This window comes from Rhizobium sp. NZLR1b (assembly GCF_019685155.1).
Lineage (GTDB): Bacteria > Pseudomonadota > Alphaproteobacteria > Rhizobiales > Rhizobiaceae > Rhizobium.
Genome location: NZ_JABDWC010000003.1, coordinates 400,761 through 417,921, shown reverse-complemented (window position 1 = coordinate 417,921; position 17,161 = coordinate 400,761). Strand labels below are relative to the sequence as shown.

Genomic DNA, 17,161 nt, shown 5'->3' with positions numbered 1-17,161 from the left:
ACCTTGAAAACCTATCTTAGAAAGATGTCGGGCGCGGCATCGGCACCGGCACGTTGGCGATGCCTCCCGCCGTATCGCCAGTCGCCACCTTTTCCGGCTGCTGAGCCGGCTGCGGATCCTGGCCGGGAATGAGGCCGGCAAAGACAAAGCGCGGATCGTGATCCATTTCCAGGATATAGGGCGACTGCACCCGCATACGGCCGACCTCGTCGCGCGTTTCGCTGCGCACCTTGGCGCCCTTGGCGCTGCAGATATCGGCGGTAATGTCGGAAACCTGGTCTTGTCCCGCGCCGTAAGGCTTCAGCGAACCCAGCGTATCGTTGCCGGGAAACGGCGTGGTGAAACCCTTCTGCAAAAGGTTCGCCGTCGCATCGGCGCGCGCTGCGAGACTGTCGGTGCCGAGCACGACCGAGACGAGCGTATGGCCGTTGCGCGTCGCCGAACCGATCTGGTTGAAGCCCGAGGCGCAGATGAAGCCTGTCTTCATGCCGTCGGCGCCGGCGAAGCGGCCGATCAGCATGTTGAGGCTCGGCACGTTCTGCTGGCCGTTGGTGAAACCCTCAAGCGCGAAATACCCGGCATATTGCGGAAAATCGCGGCGCAGCGCCACGGTCAGTACCGCAAGGTCGCGCGCCGTCGTATACTGCCCTTTGCCGGGCAAGCCGTTCGGATTGACGAAATGCGAATCCGTCATGCCGAGCTTCAGCGCCTCGCCGTTCATCCGCGTCACGAAGGCTTCCTGGGTGCCGCCGACCGCTTCGGCGACCGCGACGGCAATGTCGTTGGCCGATTTCACCATCAGGATCTTCAGAGCGCTGTCGAGCGTCAGCTTCTGGCCCGGCTTGAAATACATCTTGGCGGCCGGCTGCGCGGCGGCGCGCTTGCTCATGACCACGGGCGTATCGAGGCTGATCTGGCCGGCGCGGATCGCGTCGAACACGGTATAGACGGTCATCAGCTTGGTCAGCGAGGCCGGATACCACTTGCGGAAGGCTTCTTCATGCTCGAGCACGCGGCCGGTCTGCACATCGACGAGAATATGCGGATTGGCCTGAGCAAGCGGAATGGAGGCAAGAAAACCGGCAGTCGCGGCGACCACGAAACTCAACGGCCGCAAAGCGGCAAACAAACGGAAGTGGCTCGTCGACACGGTTCGTCCTTCGGATATTCGGAAAATCTCGAAACCTTCACCTATTTATCCTATATGGCTATGACATGGCAAAGGTCATTGACTAAGTAATTTCCACAGCCTCATACGCAGCCTCACACCCCGGGCTCACACCCTCGTGATGCGATGAAAGATTGTCGGGATTTCATAACAGGAACGCGAATATGCCGATTTTGAACAGAGCCGCGGAATTGCAGGACGAAGTCGCCGAATGGCGCCGCCACATCCACGCCCGGCCCGAACTGCTTTTCGCGGTGGAAAACACGGCCGCCTTCGTCGCCGAAAAACTCAAGGAATTCGGCGTTGACGAGATCGTCACCGGCATCGGCCGCACCGGCGTCGTCGGCCTGATCAGGGGCAAGGGCGAAGGCCGCCGCACCGTCGGCCTGCGCGCCGACATGGACGCCCTGCCGCTGACCGAAATATCAGGCAAGCCCTGGGCTTCGAAGACGCCGGGCAAGATGCATGCCTGCGGCCATGACGGCCACACCGCCATGCTGCTCGGCGCCGCAAAGTACCTGGCCGAGACCCGCAATTTCAACGGCAATATCGCCGTCATCTTCCAGCCCGCCGAAGAAGGCGGCGGCGGCGGCAACCTGATGGTCAAGGACGGCATGATGGAGCGCTTCGGCATCGAAGAGGTTTACGGCATGCACAATCTGCCGGGCCTGCCGGTGGGACAGTTCGCCACGCGCAAGGGCGCGATCATGGCGGCGACCGACGAATTCACCGTCACCATCAAGGGCCGCGGCGGCCACGCCGCCCAGCCGCACCGGACGATCGACCCGATCGCCATTAGCGCCCAGATCGTCGCCAACCTGCAGATGATCGCCTCGCGCACCGCCGATCCGATCAGCTCGGTCGTCGTCTCGGTCACCAAGTTCAATGCCGGTTTCGCCCATAACGTCATACCGAACGATGCGACCTTCGCCGGCACGGTGCGCACGCTGGACGCCGAAGTACGCACGCTGGCCGAGACGCGGTTCCGGCAGATCGTCGAGGGCCTGGCCGCAGCCCACGGCGCCGAGGCCGAAATCAGCTTCCACCGCAACTACCCCGTCACTGTCAACCATCCTGACGAGACCGAACATGCGGTCGCCACCGCCACTTCAATCGCCGGCGAGGGCAACGTCAACGCCGAGATCGACCCGATGATGGGCGGCGAGGATTTCTCCTACATGCTGAACGCCCGCCCCGGCGCCTTCATCTTCATCGGCAACGGCGACAGCGCCGGCCTGCATAACCCGGCCTACGACTTCAACGACGAAGCCATCGCCCACGGCATCTCCTACTGGGTCCGCCTCGCCGAACAGCGCCTCGGCGTCTGACAACAATTAAGGCTTGGCTTCCCGCCAAGCCTTTTGTATGCATGGCATTCAGTGGTCCCGTAGCTCAGCAGGATAGAGCACCAGATTCCTAATCTGGGGGTCACGCGTTCGAATCGCGTCGGGATCACCATCTTGTCAATGACTTAACTAAAAGACCGTTGCTGCGTGTCACTGCCATTCTTCTCCGTTGCCAGCGATCCCACAGGAAAACGACGAATCCATGCAACACGGTGCGAGAACAGCATGGCTTATGCGTAAGCTGTAGTTCTAGAAGAGAACGGATCAAACACACAAAACCGACGCGGCTTCGGCACCTGAGAACGTGATATTTTCACAAAGGAAGTCGGATGGAATTTCGTCTCGTATTTGATGGTGACCTCCGTCCCCGAAAACGATCAAACCTTGAAGACATCCATCGAATCCGGATGGCGATTCATCCTCAAGTAGCGGCGTTGTTGCAGCATGAGCCGCTTTGTCACCTTCCGGAATGGCAAGGCGAGAAGAAACCAGGCAATCTAAGCGCTCAAACCGCGATCGATGAACAAGTCTTCATTGCGATTGCCTCAGAAGGCCTATTCATCCACGCCGAATTAGATATCCTCCTACAGCGCGCTCAGCCGCCGGGTATGCTCGTGTAAAACCTTGGAGATATAGATAATCGCATCAAGACACTTTTCGATGGCCTAAGAGTGCCAACCAAAAGTGAAGTGAACAACTTGAGAACAAGCGGCGTTACGATGCCCGAGAGAATTTTCTGCCTTATGGAAGACGACAATCTGATCAGCAAACTCAGTGTTTCTACCGATCGTCTACTCGGAGAGTTGAACGATGCTAATCGAACACTTGCGATCATAAATGTGAAGCTTCGTCCGACACGCGTGACCATGGATAACTTAGGCTTGATCGCATGACGGGGACTGACTTCACTGAGACTGCATCGGGTCAAATTTTGGCGGGCGCACACTCTATCTGAGCGCTGCGACAGAATCGCGATAATCAAGCCCGTAGTCTGACCTATCGGCACTGCTGCAGCCGCCTACTATCACAGTGCCTAGATATGCTCTGCGGTAATTGGTCTATCGCCAGCACGCGGCTAGTGCGAAAACCGTTCGATCTTCGGCGCGCCGCATTTACCGCCGCTTGGTTCAGGGCACCTGGCGATCGACCCTCCCCGTCCTCACCACCCGCCGCGTGCCCAGCCCCAACAGCGCGGCCACCATCCAGCCGCCGATAAAACCGATCGCACCCCAAACAAGGCCGGCGAAACTGACGGGCACACCCGGCACGAAATCCCGCCAGGTATTGGCGAAAACGACATCATCCGGCTCGCCCAACAGCACGAAGGGCTTGGCGACGGGGGCGGCGGTGCCGAGTTTCAGCTGCTGCGACAGCAGCGTTTCGTAGCGCGCAATCGTGCTTTGCATCGAGACGCCGCGGTCGCGCAGGAAATCGTCGGAGGATTGTGCATAGGTGTTCAGCGCCTGCTGTCGGTCGAGGTGGTGTGCGGCTGCCTGTCTGTTGAAATCCTCGACGATGATGCGCAATTCGTCGATCGCCCCGCCGATCCGCTGGCGGTATTGCTGGGCAAATTCCGGCGCCTGCGAAAAGACCGTGCCGCCGGCAAGCCCGGCGACGATGGCGATGATCCTGGCGATTGGTCCCATTCTCGATGCCTCCGGCTCTCCTCAGCGCCAACGCGCGTCGCGATCTTTCAGATACGCTGGTCGCGCTTTAGTTCTTTGTTTTACGCATGTCGTTATCGCAAAACCGCGGACACTTTTGCGCGACATGCTTTAACGATCCGCGGCCGCAAAGGTTTCGCAACGACACAATCGGTAACGCTATGTGATTGAACCGAGAGCGCTTCCGGCGAGTTGCTCCCGTGACCAACTCAGAAAGAAAGACTTGTCATGAAACAGATTATCCTTGCCTGCACACTCGCCGCCGCATCCATTTTTTCCGCCATGCCGTCCCAGGCGGCCAGCGTCACCATCACCACGGATGACGCACGGCCCTACTATCGCCATGCCGAACGGCCCCACTATCGTTATGCGGAACGGCCCTATTATCGGGAGCACGTGAGGCCGCGCCACGTGTCCCGCGATTGCTTCACCAAGACGGAAAAAATTCGCCGTCACGGCCATACGGTCATCGAGGAAACCCGGGTCTGCCGATAGGCGATCCAAGCACGAAGCCCGGCTGATCAGCCCAGCCCCTAACGGAAATGTGGAATACTTTCTGTAGCAAATATCTGTCGCGAAACTCCAACTTTTGCGAGTGAGTTTCGCGACAAGCCATCCTCGTGGAAGGGCAACACCGGCCTACAGTGGCTTTCGGAAGAACACGACGCGCTGTGTCTCCTCAAATCCTAAAGCGGTATGGAGCGCATGGCTGGCTGAATTCTCAAGCGGCGCGTCAGAGCCAAACTCAACACACCCAAGCGGCTTCCCCCAATCGGCAACAGCATTGCACAGCAATCGTGCGATACCTTTTCGCCTGTCAACGGGCCGGACATAAATCCCTTCGAGGAATAGAACGGGCGAGCTGCTGCATCCATTCACATAATCATGTCGCAAAGTGGCTTCAGCAAACCCGACAGCTTCATTCGCAGCATTTCGAGCGATGAACGCGACGGCTTCTCCACTTTCTGAAAGAAACGCCCGGTCCAACTCAGCTCGATGATCGTCAAGCGAGTGATGCGGCCATAGTGCAACGCGAAGCTGCGCCCATGGCTCAACATCTTTTATAGTCCCAATCTCGATAGTCGATTCCATATTGCGGCTGCCTTCTTGTCGCAAAAATCCCAATTAACGCGACAGTTTGGGACAGGTGTGTGCGCAGAATGCTTCACGAAGATATTTCCAGCAAGATGAACCGCCCCAAATACCCATGCCACAGGGATTCGGCACCAGTATCTACTTGGATTCCACATTTCGGTTAGGGGCTGGGCTGATTAGCCGGGCTTTTTATTTGATCTCTTGATGCGGAACTTCGCCATATCAGCCGCGTTATTCGCCAAAAGGGAGTGAGTGTCATGCGTATCAAGATGAGTCTTTTGGCAATCGCCTATGTCGCCGTCAGCGCCGTGTTGCTTGCCATCGCCTATCACCCGCACGGGTCGGTTGCCCTGCAGAAGACCGATCGTATGGCCGGTTCGTCCTTCCTCGTCGAGCGCTTCGCCGGTTGATCGGCTGAGCGCTCATTGAGAGAGGACGCGAAAGCGCTCCCCGTCAATGCCAATCATTGATCGGAGGCCCGCCGAGCAGGATCCGGTTCTGCACCGAATGCACGCCTTCGACGGCCTTGGCGACCGCGGTCGCCCGTTCGATCTCGCCGACCGTGCCGACGGTGCCGGTCAGCACGATCTGGTCGTTCTCCATCGTCACTTCGACATCAGCCGCATCGATGCCGCCGGCAATCGCCAGCGCATTGGCGACGGCCGCTTCGACCGATGCGCGATTGGAAATTTCCGCTTCCATCTCGGGCTCGAGCCCGTGAAATGTCTGCTCCTTGAAAACCATGATCCGTTCCTCCTTAAAGCCAGGGCGTCGATCCCGGGCGTCAAACCTGCGGAGGAAACGCCCGTCGGCCGGATTTGGTTGCAGCGCCGCTACCAGTTGAGGCGATAGCGCAGATTGACGCTGCCGGCCTCGCTCGCCGAAAACGGATTGTTGACCGAGGCATCGAGATTGAGGTTCGGCAGGATCGCCTGGTTGACGGCAACCGTGCTCGAAAAGTCGCCGCTGGCATTGCTGACGCCTGCGCCCGCCGAAAGCGACGTTCCCGTCCAGGGATGGATCAGCTTCAGCGCCTGCGAGGCCGTCACCGAGGCTTGTTTGATATCGACCGCGTCATATTGGACACTGATGGATCGGCTCGATTGCATGTCGAGCGAGTCCGACAGGATCCAGCTGCGTGAGCGGCTGAGCGTCAGCGCGCCGCTGCCGCGCAGCGTATCGACGTTGATGCTTGCGCCCCGCTGTGATTGGCCTGCCGGCGTGACGCTGGTCCTGTCGATCCGGCCCCAGAGCATCGCCTGTCCGGAATCGGGCAGCGGCGCCCCGCCTTTGGTCGACGCCAGGCCAATATCGGCACCGGCGCTGGTTTCCCATTCCGCCGGCAGACGAAAACCCATCGTCGCCTTGTAGGACCGGTCGGAGAGTTTGGCCGGCGACCAGATCAGCAGATCATCCGCCCTCGTCGCAGTGGCGAGCGAGGTTACGATGGCAAAAACAATGCACGCTATTTTGAATGTCGTCATGAAGTCCGAACGTTTCCAGACATGGCGCCGCAGCGCCGAAACCGACGCAGCAACGCGTATGAATGCGCTCGCAGCGAACGCGATGAAGGATTGCGGCCAAGCCGCCTATCCCGGTTTCATCCTCGATTTTAATGTTTGACCGGAAAGGCCAGCGGCACCTCAGTGCCTGTGCTTCTTGGGACGCCTCGGCGCCCCGAATTGACCATGCGGCCGTGAACGGCGCGACGGAATTTCGATTCCGCCAGCAACGCTACAAGGATCACACCCAGCCGCCGCTCTGTAAACCCCTTGAGGGATGAAATCTGCTGCACCGCACACTTGCCGCCCCCTCCAAAGCCTAGTAGAGCCTCAGCCTACGAGAGAAACTTTCGCGAAATTGCATATGATGACCGGCAAAACCGCGCCGCGGCGCCTCAGCATCTTCGGATCGACCGGCTCGATCGGCCAAAACACCCTCAATGTCGTCGATCACCTGGGCGGGCGGGAGAATTTCGAAATCTCCGTACTAACAGGCAACGGCAATGTCGAATTGCTGGCCCGGCAGGCGAAATCATCCGGCGCGCTGATGGCGGTGACGGCAAACGACCGGCATTACGAATCACTGAAGAGCGCACTTTCGGGCAGCGGCGTTGCCGTCGCGGCCGGAAAATCCGGCCTGATGGAAGCCGCAGACCGTGAAGCCGACTGGGTGATGGCGGCCATCGTCGGCACGGCGGGGCTGGCACCGACCCTTGCCGCCGCACGCCGCGGCGCCGATATCGCCCTTGCCAACAAGGAATGCCTGGTCTCGGCCGGCGATCTCTTCCTGGCAACGATCCGGGAAGGCGGCGGCAGGCTGCTTCCCGTCGACAGCGAGCACAATGCGATTTTCCAGGTGCTGGAAGAAAACCAGCGCCACGCCGTCGAGCGCGTCATTCTGACGGCCTCCGGCGGCCCCTTCCGCACCGCCTCGCGCCAGGAGATGGCCGGCGTGACGGTGGAAACCGCACGCGCCCACCCGAACTGGTCGATGGGATTGAAGATCTCGATCGACAGCGCCTCGATGTTCAACAAGGCGCTGGAGATGATCGAAGCCCGGCATCTCTTCAGCCTGAAGCCCGAACAGATCGAAGTCATCTTCCATCCGCAATCGATCATCCATTCGATGGTCGGTTATACCGACGGATCGGTGCTGGCCCAGCTCGGCGCCCCCGATATGCGCACGGCCATCGGTTATGCCTTGGCCTTTCCGCGCCGGCCGAACCTGCCGATCGAGCGGCTGGATTTCGCCAAGCTCGCCAGGCTGGATTTCGAGGCGCCGGATGAGCTGCGGTTTCCGGCATTGCGGCTGGCGCGCCTGGCGATGACGCGCGGCGGCGTTCAGGGCGCGGTGCTGAACGGCGCCAAGGAAGTGGCGCTCGAAGCCTTCATCGAAGGGCGGCTGTCCTTCCTTGCCATGGCCGAGATCACCGAGAGGGTGATGGACGACCTAGCCGGCCTGCCGCCGGCAGCCGATATGGACGATGTCTTCGCCGCCGACAGGCAGGCGCGGCAGCGGGCGTCGGAGCTGATGACCCTCGCGGTCGCCGAGTGAAGGTCCGAGCCGGACGCTCGCCGAGCGGCCAGCTTGCCATCGTCAACGCTATTACCGCAACCGGTTGCCACCTTCGTCGAACAATCGGCAGTCCGATGGCTCGAACAACAGGCTGACCTGCTCGCCCGCCGCAATGCTGATCGGCGACCGATGCTCGACGGTCAGCGACTGGCCATCGGCAAGCTGGCAATAGAGATATTGCGTTCCGCCGAGATACTCCGAAAAATCCACCTTGGCCGTCAGACTGCCCGCCAGGTCCGACGCCACCCTCAAATGCTCCGGCCGCAGGCCGAGCGTCACCGCCGCACCCACTGGCCTGTCTGCCGGCGGCAGGCCGCTTTCGATCTGCTTGCCGGCGACTTCGACCAGGCTTCCCTCGCCCCAGCGGGCATTCAAGAGGTTCATCCGGGGCGAGCCGATGAAGCCCGCGACGAAAGTATTGGCGGGGTTCTCGTAGATTTCCCGTGGTGTTCCGGCCTGCTCGACACGGCCGTCGCGCAGCACGACGATCTTGTCGGCGAGCGTCATCGCCTCGGTCTGGTCGTGCGTGACATAGATCATCGTGTTGCCGAGCTCGCGGTGCAACCGGGCGATCTCGATGCGCATCGAAACCCTGAGTTCCGCATCGAGATTGGACAGCGGTTCGTCGAACAGGAAGACATCGGGCTTGCGCACGATCGCCCGGCCGATCGCCACACGCTGACGCTGGCCGCCGGAAAGCTGCCCGGGCCGCCGGTCGAGAAGATGGTCGATCTTCAGGATCGCCGAGGCTGCCTTCACGCGCGTCTCGATCTCGGCCGCATTGGTACGCGCCATCTTCAGCCCGAAAGCCAGATTGTCGCGCACGCTCATATGCGGGTAGAGCGCATAGGACTGGAAGACCATGGCGATGCCGCGCTCGGACGGATCGAGATCGGTGACGTTGCGTCCCTTGATCTCGACCTCGCCGTCGGTGACATCTTCCAGGCCGGCGATCATCCGAAGAAGCGTCGATTTTCCGCAGCCCGACGGGCCGACGAAGACGACGAATTCACCTTCTTCGATCGTGAGGTCGATCCCGTGGACCACCTGCAGATTGCCATAGCTTTTTCGCACGTCCTGGAGCACGACGCTCTTGTTTGCCATACCGTTCGTCATCCCCAAACGACCTACTTGTCCGACTGGACCCAGACGAGCATCTCTCCGGGCCCGCGGTTGTCCCAGAGATGATAGGGCACGAAACGCGCGGTGGCGACCTGCCTTTCCGCCGGCGCCTGGCGATAGAGCGGTGTTCCCCAGTTCGACGTCTCCTCGCGCTCGACCTTGAGATCAAGGGCGACGGCATCGTTGAGATCCTTCAGCACGACGGTTTCGGCGGCCGGGAGCTCGCGAGGCAGGATGATGGCGTTGAGGTCTTCGTCATTGTCGGTCGTTTCGACGCAATAGACCAGCGGACCGCGCATCAATGCGACGCGGCCGGCATCCTGGCGCACCTTCGGATTGGCATATTGCGGGCGAAGTGCCAGCGGCAGATAGAGATCGATACGATCGCCGTCGGCCCATTGGCGGTCGATCCTGGCATATCCGTCGCGGATATTGGCGTCGAGATCGAGCACTGCTCCATTGACGCTGAGAGTGGCACCCTCCGCCCAGTCCGGAATGCGCAGCGACAGCGCGAACCTTGCCGGCGTCTTGAGTCTTGTGGTAAAGGCCACCGCGCCGTCCCAGGGATAGTTGGTGGTCTGCTCAAGTTGCCCTTCAGCGCCGTTAGCAAGCTTCAGCCGTGCGGTGCTTTCGCCGTAGAGATGCACGGCGATTTCATCGTCGGCGACGGCATACATATACGAGCCGATCGAGGTCACCAGCCGGGCAATATTCGGCGGGCAGCAGGGGCAATGGTGCCATTTCCAGCGATGGTGTTTACCGGCACTTTCGAGCGGATTGTCATAGAAGAAGGTCTTGCCGTCGGTCGATAGTCCTGGCAATGCGCCGTTATAAAGCGCCTGTTCCATGATGTCGGCATAGCGTCGGTCCGGGCCGCGCCCGAGCATGCGGCTTGCCCAGAACACCAGGCCGACCGAGGCGCAGGTTTCCGCGTAAGCCGTGGCGTTCGGCAGGTCATAATAATCGGTGAAACCTTCATTCGAGGCCGCCGGGCCGATGCCGCCGGTGATGTACATCTGCTTGGTGGTCAGATCGTCCCACAGTGTTTCCAGCGCCGCCGTCAGGCTGTCGTCCTTATATTCGGTGGCGATATCGGCCATGCCGGAATAGAGGTACATGGCGCGCACGGCGTGGCCGACGACCTTGGTCTGCTCGCGCACCGGCTGGTGCGCCTGCGCATATTCATAGGTTTTCTGATGATAGTCGGACAGGCTGCGGCCGTCGCGGCTGGCTTCCGCCGTGAAGAAATGCGGCTCGGTGCCGCGCTCGTCGATGAAGAATTTCGACAGTTCGAGATATTTCTTTTCGCCGGTGACGCGGGCAAGCTTGACCAGCGCAAGCTCGACCTCTTCGTGGCCGCAATAGCCGGGGAACTGGCCTTCACCATGGCCGAATATCGTGATCATGTAATCGGCAAAGCGGCACATGATATCGAGCAGCTTGCGTTTGCCGGTTGCCTGATAATAGGCGACCGCGGCTTCCATCAGATGGCCGGCGCAATAAAGCTCGTGATGGTCGCGCAGATTGGTCCAGCGGCGGGCGGGCTCGACACGCTGGAACCAGGCGTTCAGATAACCGTCCTTGTCCTGCAGCCTTTCATACATGTCGATGATTTCGTCGGCCCGCGCTTCCAGCTTCGGGTTCGGGCGGCGATAGAGCGAATAGGCGATGGTCTCGATCGACTTGCCGAGGTCGGAATCCCAGAACATCTGCGTCGTCCCGCCCCAGGGCTGGATGGGGATGACGACGCCGGGGCTCGGCTGGGAGACATCGATCGCCGTCAGCATGCCGGCCTCGACGCAGCGGTCGAGCAGGGTCTCGGCAGTGGAATTGCAGACGGCGTCCTGCCATTTGCCCCAGAAGCCGCCGAGCTCCACATCGGGAACGGCGACGGGACGAAACTGGCGGTCGTTGCTTGATTTGGTCATGAGCTCGATTTTCCCTCAGTTATTTCACCGCGCCGGCCATCAGCCCGCGCATGTAGTAGCGTTGCAGGAGCAGGAAGACGATCAGGCAAGGGATCGTCATGACGACGACACCGGCCTGGACCGCTCCCCAGTTGATGGCGCCGAGCCGTCCGGCGCGAACCGCCGTCATCAGCACCGGCAGGGTGTATTTCTCATTGCTGGAGAGCAGCACCAGGGCTGCCAGAAACTCGTTCCAGGCATTGAGGAAGGCAAAGATCGCCACCGTCGCCACACCTGGAAGCACCAGCGGCAGCAGAACGCGGACCAAGAGCCGGAGGTCACGCGCGCCATCGATGCGTGCTGCCTCCTCGATCTCCTTCGGCACCGCATCGAAGGCGTTGCGCATCATGAAAACCGAGAAGGGCAGCTGCAGCGTCACATAGACCAGCGTCAGCCCGAGCAGCGAATTGTTGAGGCCGAGTTTTGCCAGGATGATGAAGAGCGGTGTCAGGATCGACTGGAACGGGATCATCAAAGTGGTGATGATCAGCACGAAGAGCGCATTCTTCAGCGGGAACCGATAGCGCGAGAAGCCATAGCCGGCGAGCAGGCTGACGCCGACGGTGAGCACCACGGTGGCGACCGAGACGAACAGCGAGTTGATCATATGCTGCCAGATGCCGGCGCCGAACGTATCGAGCAGCGCGTAGGAATCGATGCTGACACCGGATGTCGGCCACGGCGGCAAGGGCGGCAGGCTGGCCTCCGTGCCATGCCGGAAGGAGGACAACAGCGTGATCACGAAGGGGGCGAGAAAGAAGATCGAGATGGCGATGCCGGTGAGATGATAGGCCGACTTCACGCGGAAGGCTTTGCGCGCCCGGCGTTCCCTTGAGGTGATCATGGACGCTCCTCCCCGACGCGCAGCAGCCAGAGCTGCACGATGCTGATCGCCATCAGGATGGCGAGCAGCACGATCGACAGCGCTGCGCCATAACCGAGATTGAACGACACGAAGGACTGATTGAAGATGTAGTAGACCACCGAGATCATCTTGTTCTGCGGTCCGCCCGACGTCATGATGTAGAACTGGTCGAAGGCGAGAATCGAGCCGGTGACGGAGACGATCAGCGCCAGCGCGATCGTCTTGCGCATCAGCGGCAGCGTCAGATGCCGGAAACGCTGCCAGCGGCCGGCGCCATCAATGCGGGCGGCCTCGGTCAGCTCGGACGGAATGGCCTGCAGCCCAGTCAGAAGAATGATCATGGTGAAACCTGCGATCTTCCAGACGACCATCACCACGATCGTCAGAAAGGCGGTGTCGAAGGTCGCTAGAAGATTGGGGCTCTTTTCGACCAGGCCGAGCGCTTTCAAGGCCGGGCCGATGAAGCCGCTATCGACATTGGCAAGCCAGACCCAGAGCAGCGAGGCGGTGGCGAGGCCGACGACAACCGGCAGGAAGATCACCGTGCGATAGGCGCTGACGAACTGCCGTTCCTTCTCGACGAAGATCGCCAGCGGAAAGGCGACGGCGAAGATGGCGACGGTGACGATGAGCGTATAATAGGCGGTGAAAGAGAGCGCCGTCATGAAGCGGGTGTCGTTGACCATGCGGTAATAATTGTTGAAGCCGATCCAGCGCGATGCCCCCATCAGCGGCCAGTTGTGAAGGCTCATCCATCCGGTGAACAGCACCGGCATGAGGAAGAAGACGATGACCAGCGCCATGGCCGGCGCGATATAGGCAAGGCCGCGCCAGTTCGATTGGCGTCGTCGCCTGCGCCGAGGCAATAGAATCTCTGGACCGGAACCGGTCATCGAAACGCTCCGCATCTGTCGGTTGGGATTTGGCCGGGAAGCTGCCACCGCTCCCCGGCCGCGGCCGGGAGAGAGTTATTGGCCGCTATCGATGATCGATTGCATTTCCGACTGGGCGCTCGAAAACGCGCCGTCGACATCGTCGCCGAAGATCGCGGCGTTGGTGAAGCTCGCCCACGGCCCGTTGGCGCTGTTGATCAGGTCGTTGAACTGCAGCGTATAGGGGGTCTTGGCCACACTGATCGCTTTGAGGCCGACCTGCATGCGCGGGTCGAGACCTTGCAGCACCTTGTCGGCGATATCGCCGCGTGTCGGCAGGCTGCCGTACTTTGCCATGATCTTCTGGCCGTCCTCCGAATAGACATATTCGAGGAAGCCCTTCACCGCGTCGATCTTCTTCGTGCCCTTGGTGATGACGAAATTGTCGCCGCCGGCAAAGGACGACGGCTTGCCATCGACGCCCGGAATGAGGGTCACGCCGAAATTGATATCGGGATGCTCGGTCACCAGCGTGCCGATGGCAAAGGCGCCGAGGGTCTGCTGGCCGATCTTGCCATTGGTGAAGGTCAGGAAATTGGCGCCGGTGTCGCTGGCGGCACCCGCCGGCACCAGGTCCTTCTTGATCATGTTGCGGTAGATATCGACGGCCTTACGCATCTGCGGCGTATCGAGCGTCGCCTTTTTGCTGTCGGCCGACAGGATATCGGCGCCCGCACCCCAGGTGAGCGGCGTGAAGGTGAAGATCATGCAGCCGCCGCAGCCGCCGCCGGAGAAATAGAAGCCGTAGGTATCGTCACCGAGCGCCCGGATCTTCTCGGCGTTGGCGGTGATTTCATCCCAGTTGGCCGGCGCCTTTTCCGGGTCGAGACCGGCTTTCTTGTAGAGATCCTTGTTCCAGGCAAAGACCGATGTCTCCACCGAAAGCGGCAGGCCGTAAATCTTGTCCTGATAGGTGCCGAGGCGGACATGCGACGGCGATAGCGAGTTGAAATAGGGCAGCGATTTTGCCCAGTCCGTCAGGTCCTCCAGCTGGCCGGCGGCAGCAAAGGCAGGATTATAGATCAGATCCATCGACAGCGCGTCCGGCGCCTGTCCGCCGGCAATCGCCGTCGCATATTTCTGCACCAGTTCGGAGAACGGCACCTCGGTCATCACGACCTTGTTCTCATGGCCGGAATTATAGGCTTCGACGACTTTCTTGAAGGCGTCGCCGATGCCGGATCGAACCCACATTTCGACATTTTCAGCCGCCGACGCAGCCGAAAACAGACATAGACTGGCGATGCTGGTCGCCGCCAAAAGACGCTTGATCATGACACTCCTCCCGATATGGCGCATCTCCCTGCGCCTTTGCTCATTCCCTCGAGGTCTTACCCCCGCATGACTGCCGGACGATCAGCCGGCACGGCAATTTCCGCACGCCCGGCTCGACCGGCCGTCCTTCCGCAAGCGCCAACACCGTCAATCCGGCCTGCCGCCCGAGCTCCTTCAACTCCATATCCACCGTCGTCAGCGGCGGCCGGGTCTGGGCCGCGACAATCTCCCAATTGTCGAAGCCGATCACCGAGACATCCTGCGGCACCTTGACGCCGCGCTCGCGCAGCGCATCGGCGGCACCACGGGCAATCTGGTCATTGCCGCAGAACAGTGCGTCGGGCTTTTCTCCCGGCCTCTGCCAAAGCTGCTCCACCGCCTCATGGCCCCAGCTTTCCGACCAGACGCCGTAGAGCACCGGCTCGCGGTGGCCTGCCACCGCATGGTAGGCGCCGGCCCGCTCGCGCACCGAAAAGAACTCTTCCGGCCCGGTGATATGCGCAATCCGCCGCCGCCCGACCTTGGCCAGCCATTCCACCGCCAGTCTCGCGCCCTGTTCGTCGTCCGAACGGAAGGTAACGCTGTTCTGCGTCCCCTCGGTGAAGGCGTAGACGACAGGCACATGCAAGTTCGACAGATCGACAGGCAGACGCCTGTCCAGCCGCTTTCCCGTGGCGATGATGCCATCGACCTGCTTGTCGAGCATCGCATCGACATGGATCTGGGCGAGCGCCGGATCGTCCTCGATGGCGCAGAGGAAAACCGAAACCCCATGATCGACCAGAGCGTCCGAAATACCCGCCATCACAGGCAGGGTGAAACGGCCGTAGGTGTCGTTGGTCAAGAGCCCGATAGTGAAGCTGCGTTTGCTGAGAAGCCCTCTCGCCAGCGCATTCGGCCGATAGCCGATTTCGCCGGCGATCCGCTTCACCCGCTCGCGCGTTTCCGCGCCCATCCGGCCGGTGTCATTGAGCGCCTTCGACGCCGTCGAAATGCTCACCCCGGCAGCCGAGGCCACCTCATGGATTGTGATCCTGCCTCTTTTTCCTCCCGCTATGTTCAGAGTTTCCTCCTTCTGAAGTGGCTTGAGAAAAGCTTTTACCAACTGCTGTGTCAAGTGAGAAAAGGTTTTCTCACGCAAACCGGGAGATCCGGATCAGGGAAAGACCGTGCGCGGATAAGTGCAAACGCAAAGGAGGATCCGAGCGCATCGATCGAACCGATGGTGATATATCGTGGTCTTGAGACCTAAGCAGCGCGAGTGAAATTCCAGGCGGGCGCAGGGAAGTTGCAGGGGCGCCCTTGCGGAAACAGGACGATCGCAGTCAGGACCTCCAATGGGAGGTCCTGAACTATGACGGAGCGATCATCGAAAAATCAGGCGACGTGCCTTGCCAGCGCGCAGCGCGACCAGAGCGAATGCAGCGCCTCGACCAGATGGGCGATATCGGCGTCGGAATGCAGCGGCGTCGGGGTGATGCGTAGCCGCTCGGTCTTCTTCGGCACGGTGGGATAGTTGATCGGCTGGACATAGACGCCGCAATTGTCGAGCAACAGGTCGGAGATCCACTTGCACTTGGCCGCATCGCCGACCAGCACCGGCACGATATGGCTCGGATTGGGCACATGCGGAATGCCGCGCTGATCGAGCAGCGCCCTGAGCTTGCGGACCCGGTCCTGATGGCGGGCGCGCTCGAACTGGCTGACCTTCAGGTGCTGGATCGAGGCGACCGCACCGGCGGCAAGCGCCGGCGGCAGCGCCGTGGTGAAGATGAAGCCCGAGGCAAACGAGCGGATGAAATCGCAAAGGGCTGCCGACGCGGCGATATAGCCGCCCATCACCCCGAAAGCCTTGCCGAGCGTGCCCTCGATCACCGTCAGCCGGTCCATCAGCCCCTCGCGCTCGGCTATGCCGCCGCCGCGCGGGCCGTACATGCCGACCGCATGCACTTCGTCGAGATAGGTCATCGCGCCGTATTTGTCGGCGAGGTCGCAGATTTCCTTGATCGGGGCGATATCGCCATCCATCGAATAGACGCTTTCGAAGGCAATCAGCTTCGGCGCCTTCGGATCGGCGGCCTTAAGCCTGGCTTCGAGATCGGCGACGTCATTGTGCTTCCAGATCACCTTGTCGCACTTGGCATGACGGATGCCCTCGATCATCGAGGCATGGTTCAGCGCGTCGGAGAAGATGATCAGGCCGGGAATTTTGGCGCCGAGCGTGCCGAGTGCCGCCCAGTTGGACACATAGCCCGAGGTGAAGATCAGTGCCGATTCCTTGGCGTGCAGATCGGCAAGTTCACGTTCGAGCATGACGTGATAGTGGGTGGTGCCAGAAATATTCCGGGTGCCTCCCGCACCCGCGCCACAGTGGTCGATGGCGCTTTTCATCGCCTCGATCACCTTCGGGTTCTGGCCCATGCCGAGATAATCGTTGGAGCACCAGACCGTGACTTCTTTTTCGCCATCGGCCGTATGGCGCGTCGCTCGCGGGAAATTACCGCGGTGGCGCTCGAGATCGGCAAAAACGCGGTAGCGGCCCTCGGCATGCAGCCCGTCTAGCTCGTTTTTGAAAAACGCTTCGAAATCCATCTTATGCTCCAGTATCGCGCGGCCGTTCTTGCCGACCGGACGTCCGCGCGTCAATGC

At 60.8% G+C, this 17,161-nt stretch carries 18 protein-coding genes and 1 tRNA gene; 7 read left to right on the top strand and 12 right to left on the bottom strand.

The window, feature by feature from the left end; all coding sequences use genetic code 11:
• Positions 1-16: 16 nt before the first annotated feature.
• On the bottom strand, positions 17-1,150 hold the full coding sequence (locus HJB84_RS06470; protein WP_221115526.1) for a D-alanyl-D-alanine carboxypeptidase family protein: 1,134 nt from the start codon (positions 1,148-1,150) through the stop codon (positions 17-19).
• Positions 1,151-1,332: 182 nt separating this feature from the next.
• On the opposite strand from HJB84_RS06470, the gene HJB84_RS06465 reads away from it, so the two are divergent.
• From HJB84_RS06465 to HJB84_RS06455, 3 genes are all read left to right on the top strand, one after another.
• Positions 1,333-2,496: a M20 aminoacylase family protein gene (locus tag HJB84_RS06465; protein ID WP_207582025.1), complete on the top strand. Its 1,164-nt coding sequence runs from the start codon at positions 1,333-1,335 to the stop codon at positions 2,494-2,496.
• Between the two features lie 53 nt (positions 2,497-2,549).
• Positions 2,550-2,626, top strand: a tRNA-Arg gene (locus HJB84_RS06460).
• Between the two features lie 217 nt (positions 2,627-2,843).
• On the top strand, positions 2,844-3,134 hold the full coding sequence (locus HJB84_RS06455) for a hypothetical protein (RefSeq protein ID WP_221115525.1): 291 nt from the start codon (positions 2,844-2,846) through the stop codon (positions 3,132-3,134).
• Positions 3,135-3,641: 507 nt separating this feature from the next.
• Here HJB84_RS06455 and HJB84_RS06450 read toward each other — a convergent pair.
• Entirely contained in the window at positions 3,642-4,160 is a 519-nt protein-coding gene (locus HJB84_RS06450) for a DUF2937 family protein (protein ID WP_221115524.1), read from the bottom strand.
• A gap of 246 nt (positions 4,161-4,406) precedes the next feature.
• Here HJB84_RS06450 and HJB84_RS06445 point away from each other — a divergent pair, with 246 nt between their 5' ends.
• Positions 4,407-4,673 carry a hypothetical protein gene (locus HJB84_RS06445; protein ID WP_221115523.1) on the top strand — a complete coding sequence of 89 codons (267 nt, stop codon included), beginning with the start codon at positions 4,407-4,409 and terminating at the stop codon, positions 4,671-4,673.
• Positions 4,674-4,817: 144 nt separating this feature from the next.
• Here HJB84_RS06445 and aac(6') read toward each other — a convergent pair whose 3' ends face one another.
• Positions 4,818-5,270, bottom strand: coding sequence for an aminoglycoside 6'-N-acetyltransferase (gene aac(6') / locus HJB84_RS06440; protein ID WP_207582036.1), 453 nt, complete (start codon positions 5,268-5,270; stop codon positions 4,818-4,820).
• 260 nt (positions 5,271-5,530) lie between these two features.
• On the opposite strand from aac(6'), the gene HJB84_RS06435 reads away from it, so the two are divergent.
• Positions 5,531-5,683 (top strand): hypothetical protein, encoded by a 153-nt coding sequence (locus HJB84_RS06435; RefSeq protein ID WP_207582037.1) that lies wholly within the window; start codon positions 5,531-5,533, stop codon positions 5,681-5,683.
• 43 nt (positions 5,684-5,726) lie between these two features.
• On the opposite strand, the gene HJB84_RS06430 is transcribed toward HJB84_RS06435, so the two are convergent.
• Both HJB84_RS06430 and HJB84_RS06425 read right to left on the bottom strand, forming a co-directional pair.
• Complete coding sequence (locus HJB84_RS06430; RefSeq protein ID WP_221115522.1) at positions 5,727-6,017, bottom strand: BON domain-containing protein; 291 nt, start codon at positions 6,015-6,017, stop codon at positions 5,727-5,729.
• Positions 6,018-6,106: 89 nt separating this feature from the next.
• A complete protein-coding gene (locus HJB84_RS06425) occupies positions 6,107-6,757 on the bottom strand; it encodes a hypothetical protein (protein WP_221115521.1) in 651 nt (216 codons plus the stop codon).
• Here HJB84_RS06425 and HJB84_RS06420 point away from each other — a divergent pair.
• Both HJB84_RS06420 and dxr read left to right on the top strand, forming a co-directional pair.
• Positions 6,756-6,896 carry a hypothetical protein gene (locus tag HJB84_RS06420; RefSeq protein WP_221115520.1) on the top strand — a complete coding sequence of 47 codons (141 nt, stop codon included), beginning with the start codon at positions 6,756-6,758 and terminating at the stop codon, positions 6,894-6,896. The genes HJB84_RS06425 and HJB84_RS06420 overlap by 2 nt on opposite strands.
• A 243-nt stretch (positions 6,897-7,139) precedes the next feature.
• Positions 7,140-8,330, top strand: a complete 1,191-nt coding sequence (gene dxr / locus HJB84_RS06415) for a 1-deoxy-D-xylulose-5-phosphate reductoisomerase (RefSeq protein ID WP_221115519.1) — start codon at positions 7,140-7,142, stop codon at positions 8,328-8,330.
• Positions 8,331-8,381: 51 nt separating this feature from the next.
• Here the strand turns inward: dxr and HJB84_RS06410 are convergent, their stop codons facing one another.
• From HJB84_RS06410 to hemA, 7 genes are all read right to left on the bottom strand, one after another.
• Complete coding sequence (locus HJB84_RS06410; protein WP_221115518.1) at positions 8,382-9,455, bottom strand: ABC transporter ATP-binding protein; 1,074 nt, start codon at positions 9,453-9,455, stop codon at positions 8,382-8,384.
• A gap of 23 nt (positions 9,456-9,478) precedes the next feature.
• Positions 9,479-11,401: a glycoside hydrolase family 127 protein gene (locus tag HJB84_RS06405; protein ID WP_221115517.1), complete on the bottom strand. Its 1,923-nt coding sequence runs from the start codon at positions 11,399-11,401 to the stop codon at positions 9,479-9,481.
• 19 nt (positions 11,402-11,420) lie between these two features.
• Positions 11,421-12,284 carry a carbohydrate ABC transporter permease gene (locus tag HJB84_RS06400; protein WP_221115516.1) on the bottom strand — a complete coding sequence of 288 codons (864 nt, stop codon included), beginning with the start codon at positions 12,282-12,284 and terminating at the stop codon, positions 11,421-11,423.
• Entirely contained in the window at positions 12,281-13,198 is a 918-nt protein-coding gene (locus HJB84_RS06395) for a carbohydrate ABC transporter permease (RefSeq protein WP_207582044.1), read from the bottom strand. Before HJB84_RS06395 ends, HJB84_RS06400 begins: the two co-directional genes overlap by 4 nt.
• Positions 13,199-13,273: 75 nt before the next feature.
• Positions 13,274-14,512, bottom strand: coding sequence for a sugar ABC transporter substrate-binding protein (locus HJB84_RS06390; RefSeq protein ID WP_207582045.1), 1,239 nt, complete (start codon positions 14,510-14,512; stop codon positions 13,274-13,276).
• Positions 14,513-14,552: 40 nt separating this feature from the next.
• On the bottom strand, positions 14,553-15,530 hold the full coding sequence (locus HJB84_RS06385) for a LacI family DNA-binding transcriptional regulator (protein WP_207584390.1): 978 nt from the start codon (positions 15,528-15,530) through the stop codon (positions 14,553-14,555).
• Positions 15,531-15,889: 359 nt separating this feature from the next.
• Positions 15,890-17,104 (bottom strand): 5-aminolevulinate synthase, encoded by a 1,215-nt coding sequence (gene hemA, locus HJB84_RS06380; RefSeq protein ID WP_207584391.1) that lies wholly within the window; start codon positions 17,102-17,104, stop codon positions 15,890-15,892.
• Between the last annotated feature and the right edge of the window lie 57 nt (positions 17,105-17,161).

Coding starts and splice junctions, on each gene's coding strand:
- HJB84_RS06445 (WP_221115523.1), top strand. CDS start 4,407: ATGAAACAGATTATCCTTGCCTGCACACTCGCCGCCGCATCCATTTTT.
- HJB84_RS06390 (WP_207582045.1), bottom strand. CDS start 14,512: ATGATCAAGCGTCTTTTGGCGGCGACCAGCATCGCCAGTCTATGTCTG.
- HJB84_RS06405 (WP_221115517.1), bottom strand. CDS start 11,401: ATGACCAAATCAAGCAACGACCGCCAGTTTCGTCCCGTCGCCGTTCCC.
- HJB84_RS06395 (WP_207582044.1), bottom strand. CDS start 13,198: ATGACCGGTTCCGGTCCAGAGATTCTATTGCCTCGGCGCAGGCGACGA.
- HJB84_RS06420 (WP_221115520.1), top strand. CDS start 6,756: ATGAAGTCCGAACGTTTCCAGACATGGCGCCGCAGCGCCGAAACCGAC.
- HJB84_RS06425 (WP_221115521.1), bottom strand. CDS start 6,757: ATGACGACATTCAAAATAGCGTGCATTGTTTTTGCCATCGTAACCTCG.
- HJB84_RS06410 (WP_221115518.1), bottom strand. CDS start 9,455: ATGGCAAACAAGAGCGTCGTGCTCCAGGACGTGCGAAAAAGCTATGGC.
- HJB84_RS06450 (WP_221115524.1), bottom strand. CDS start 4,160: ATGGGACCAATCGCCAGGATCATCGCCATCGTCGCCGGGCTTGCCGGC.
- HJB84_RS06455 (WP_221115525.1), top strand. CDS start 2,844: ATGGAATTTCGTCTCGTATTTGATGGTGACCTCCGTCCCCGAAAACGA.
- HJB84_RS06465 (WP_207582025.1), top strand. CDS start 1,333: ATGCCGATTTTGAACAGAGCCGCGGAATTGCAGGACGAAGTCGCCGAA.
- hemA (WP_207584391.1), bottom strand. CDS start 17,104: ATGGATTTCGAAGCGTTTTTCAAAAACGAGCTAGACGGGCTGCATGCC.
- dxr (WP_221115519.1), top strand. CDS start 7,140: ATGATGACCGGCAAAACCGCGCCGCGGCGCCTCAGCATCTTCGGATCG.
- HJB84_RS06430 (WP_221115522.1), bottom strand. CDS start 6,017: ATGGTTTTCAAGGAGCAGACATTTCACGGGCTCGAGCCCGAGATGGAA.
- HJB84_RS06400 (WP_221115516.1), bottom strand. CDS start 12,284: ATGATCACCTCAAGGGAACGCCGGGCGCGCAAAGCCTTCCGCGTGAAG.
- HJB84_RS06435 (WP_207582037.1), top strand. CDS start 5,531: ATGCGTATCAAGATGAGTCTTTTGGCAATCGCCTATGTCGCCGTCAGC.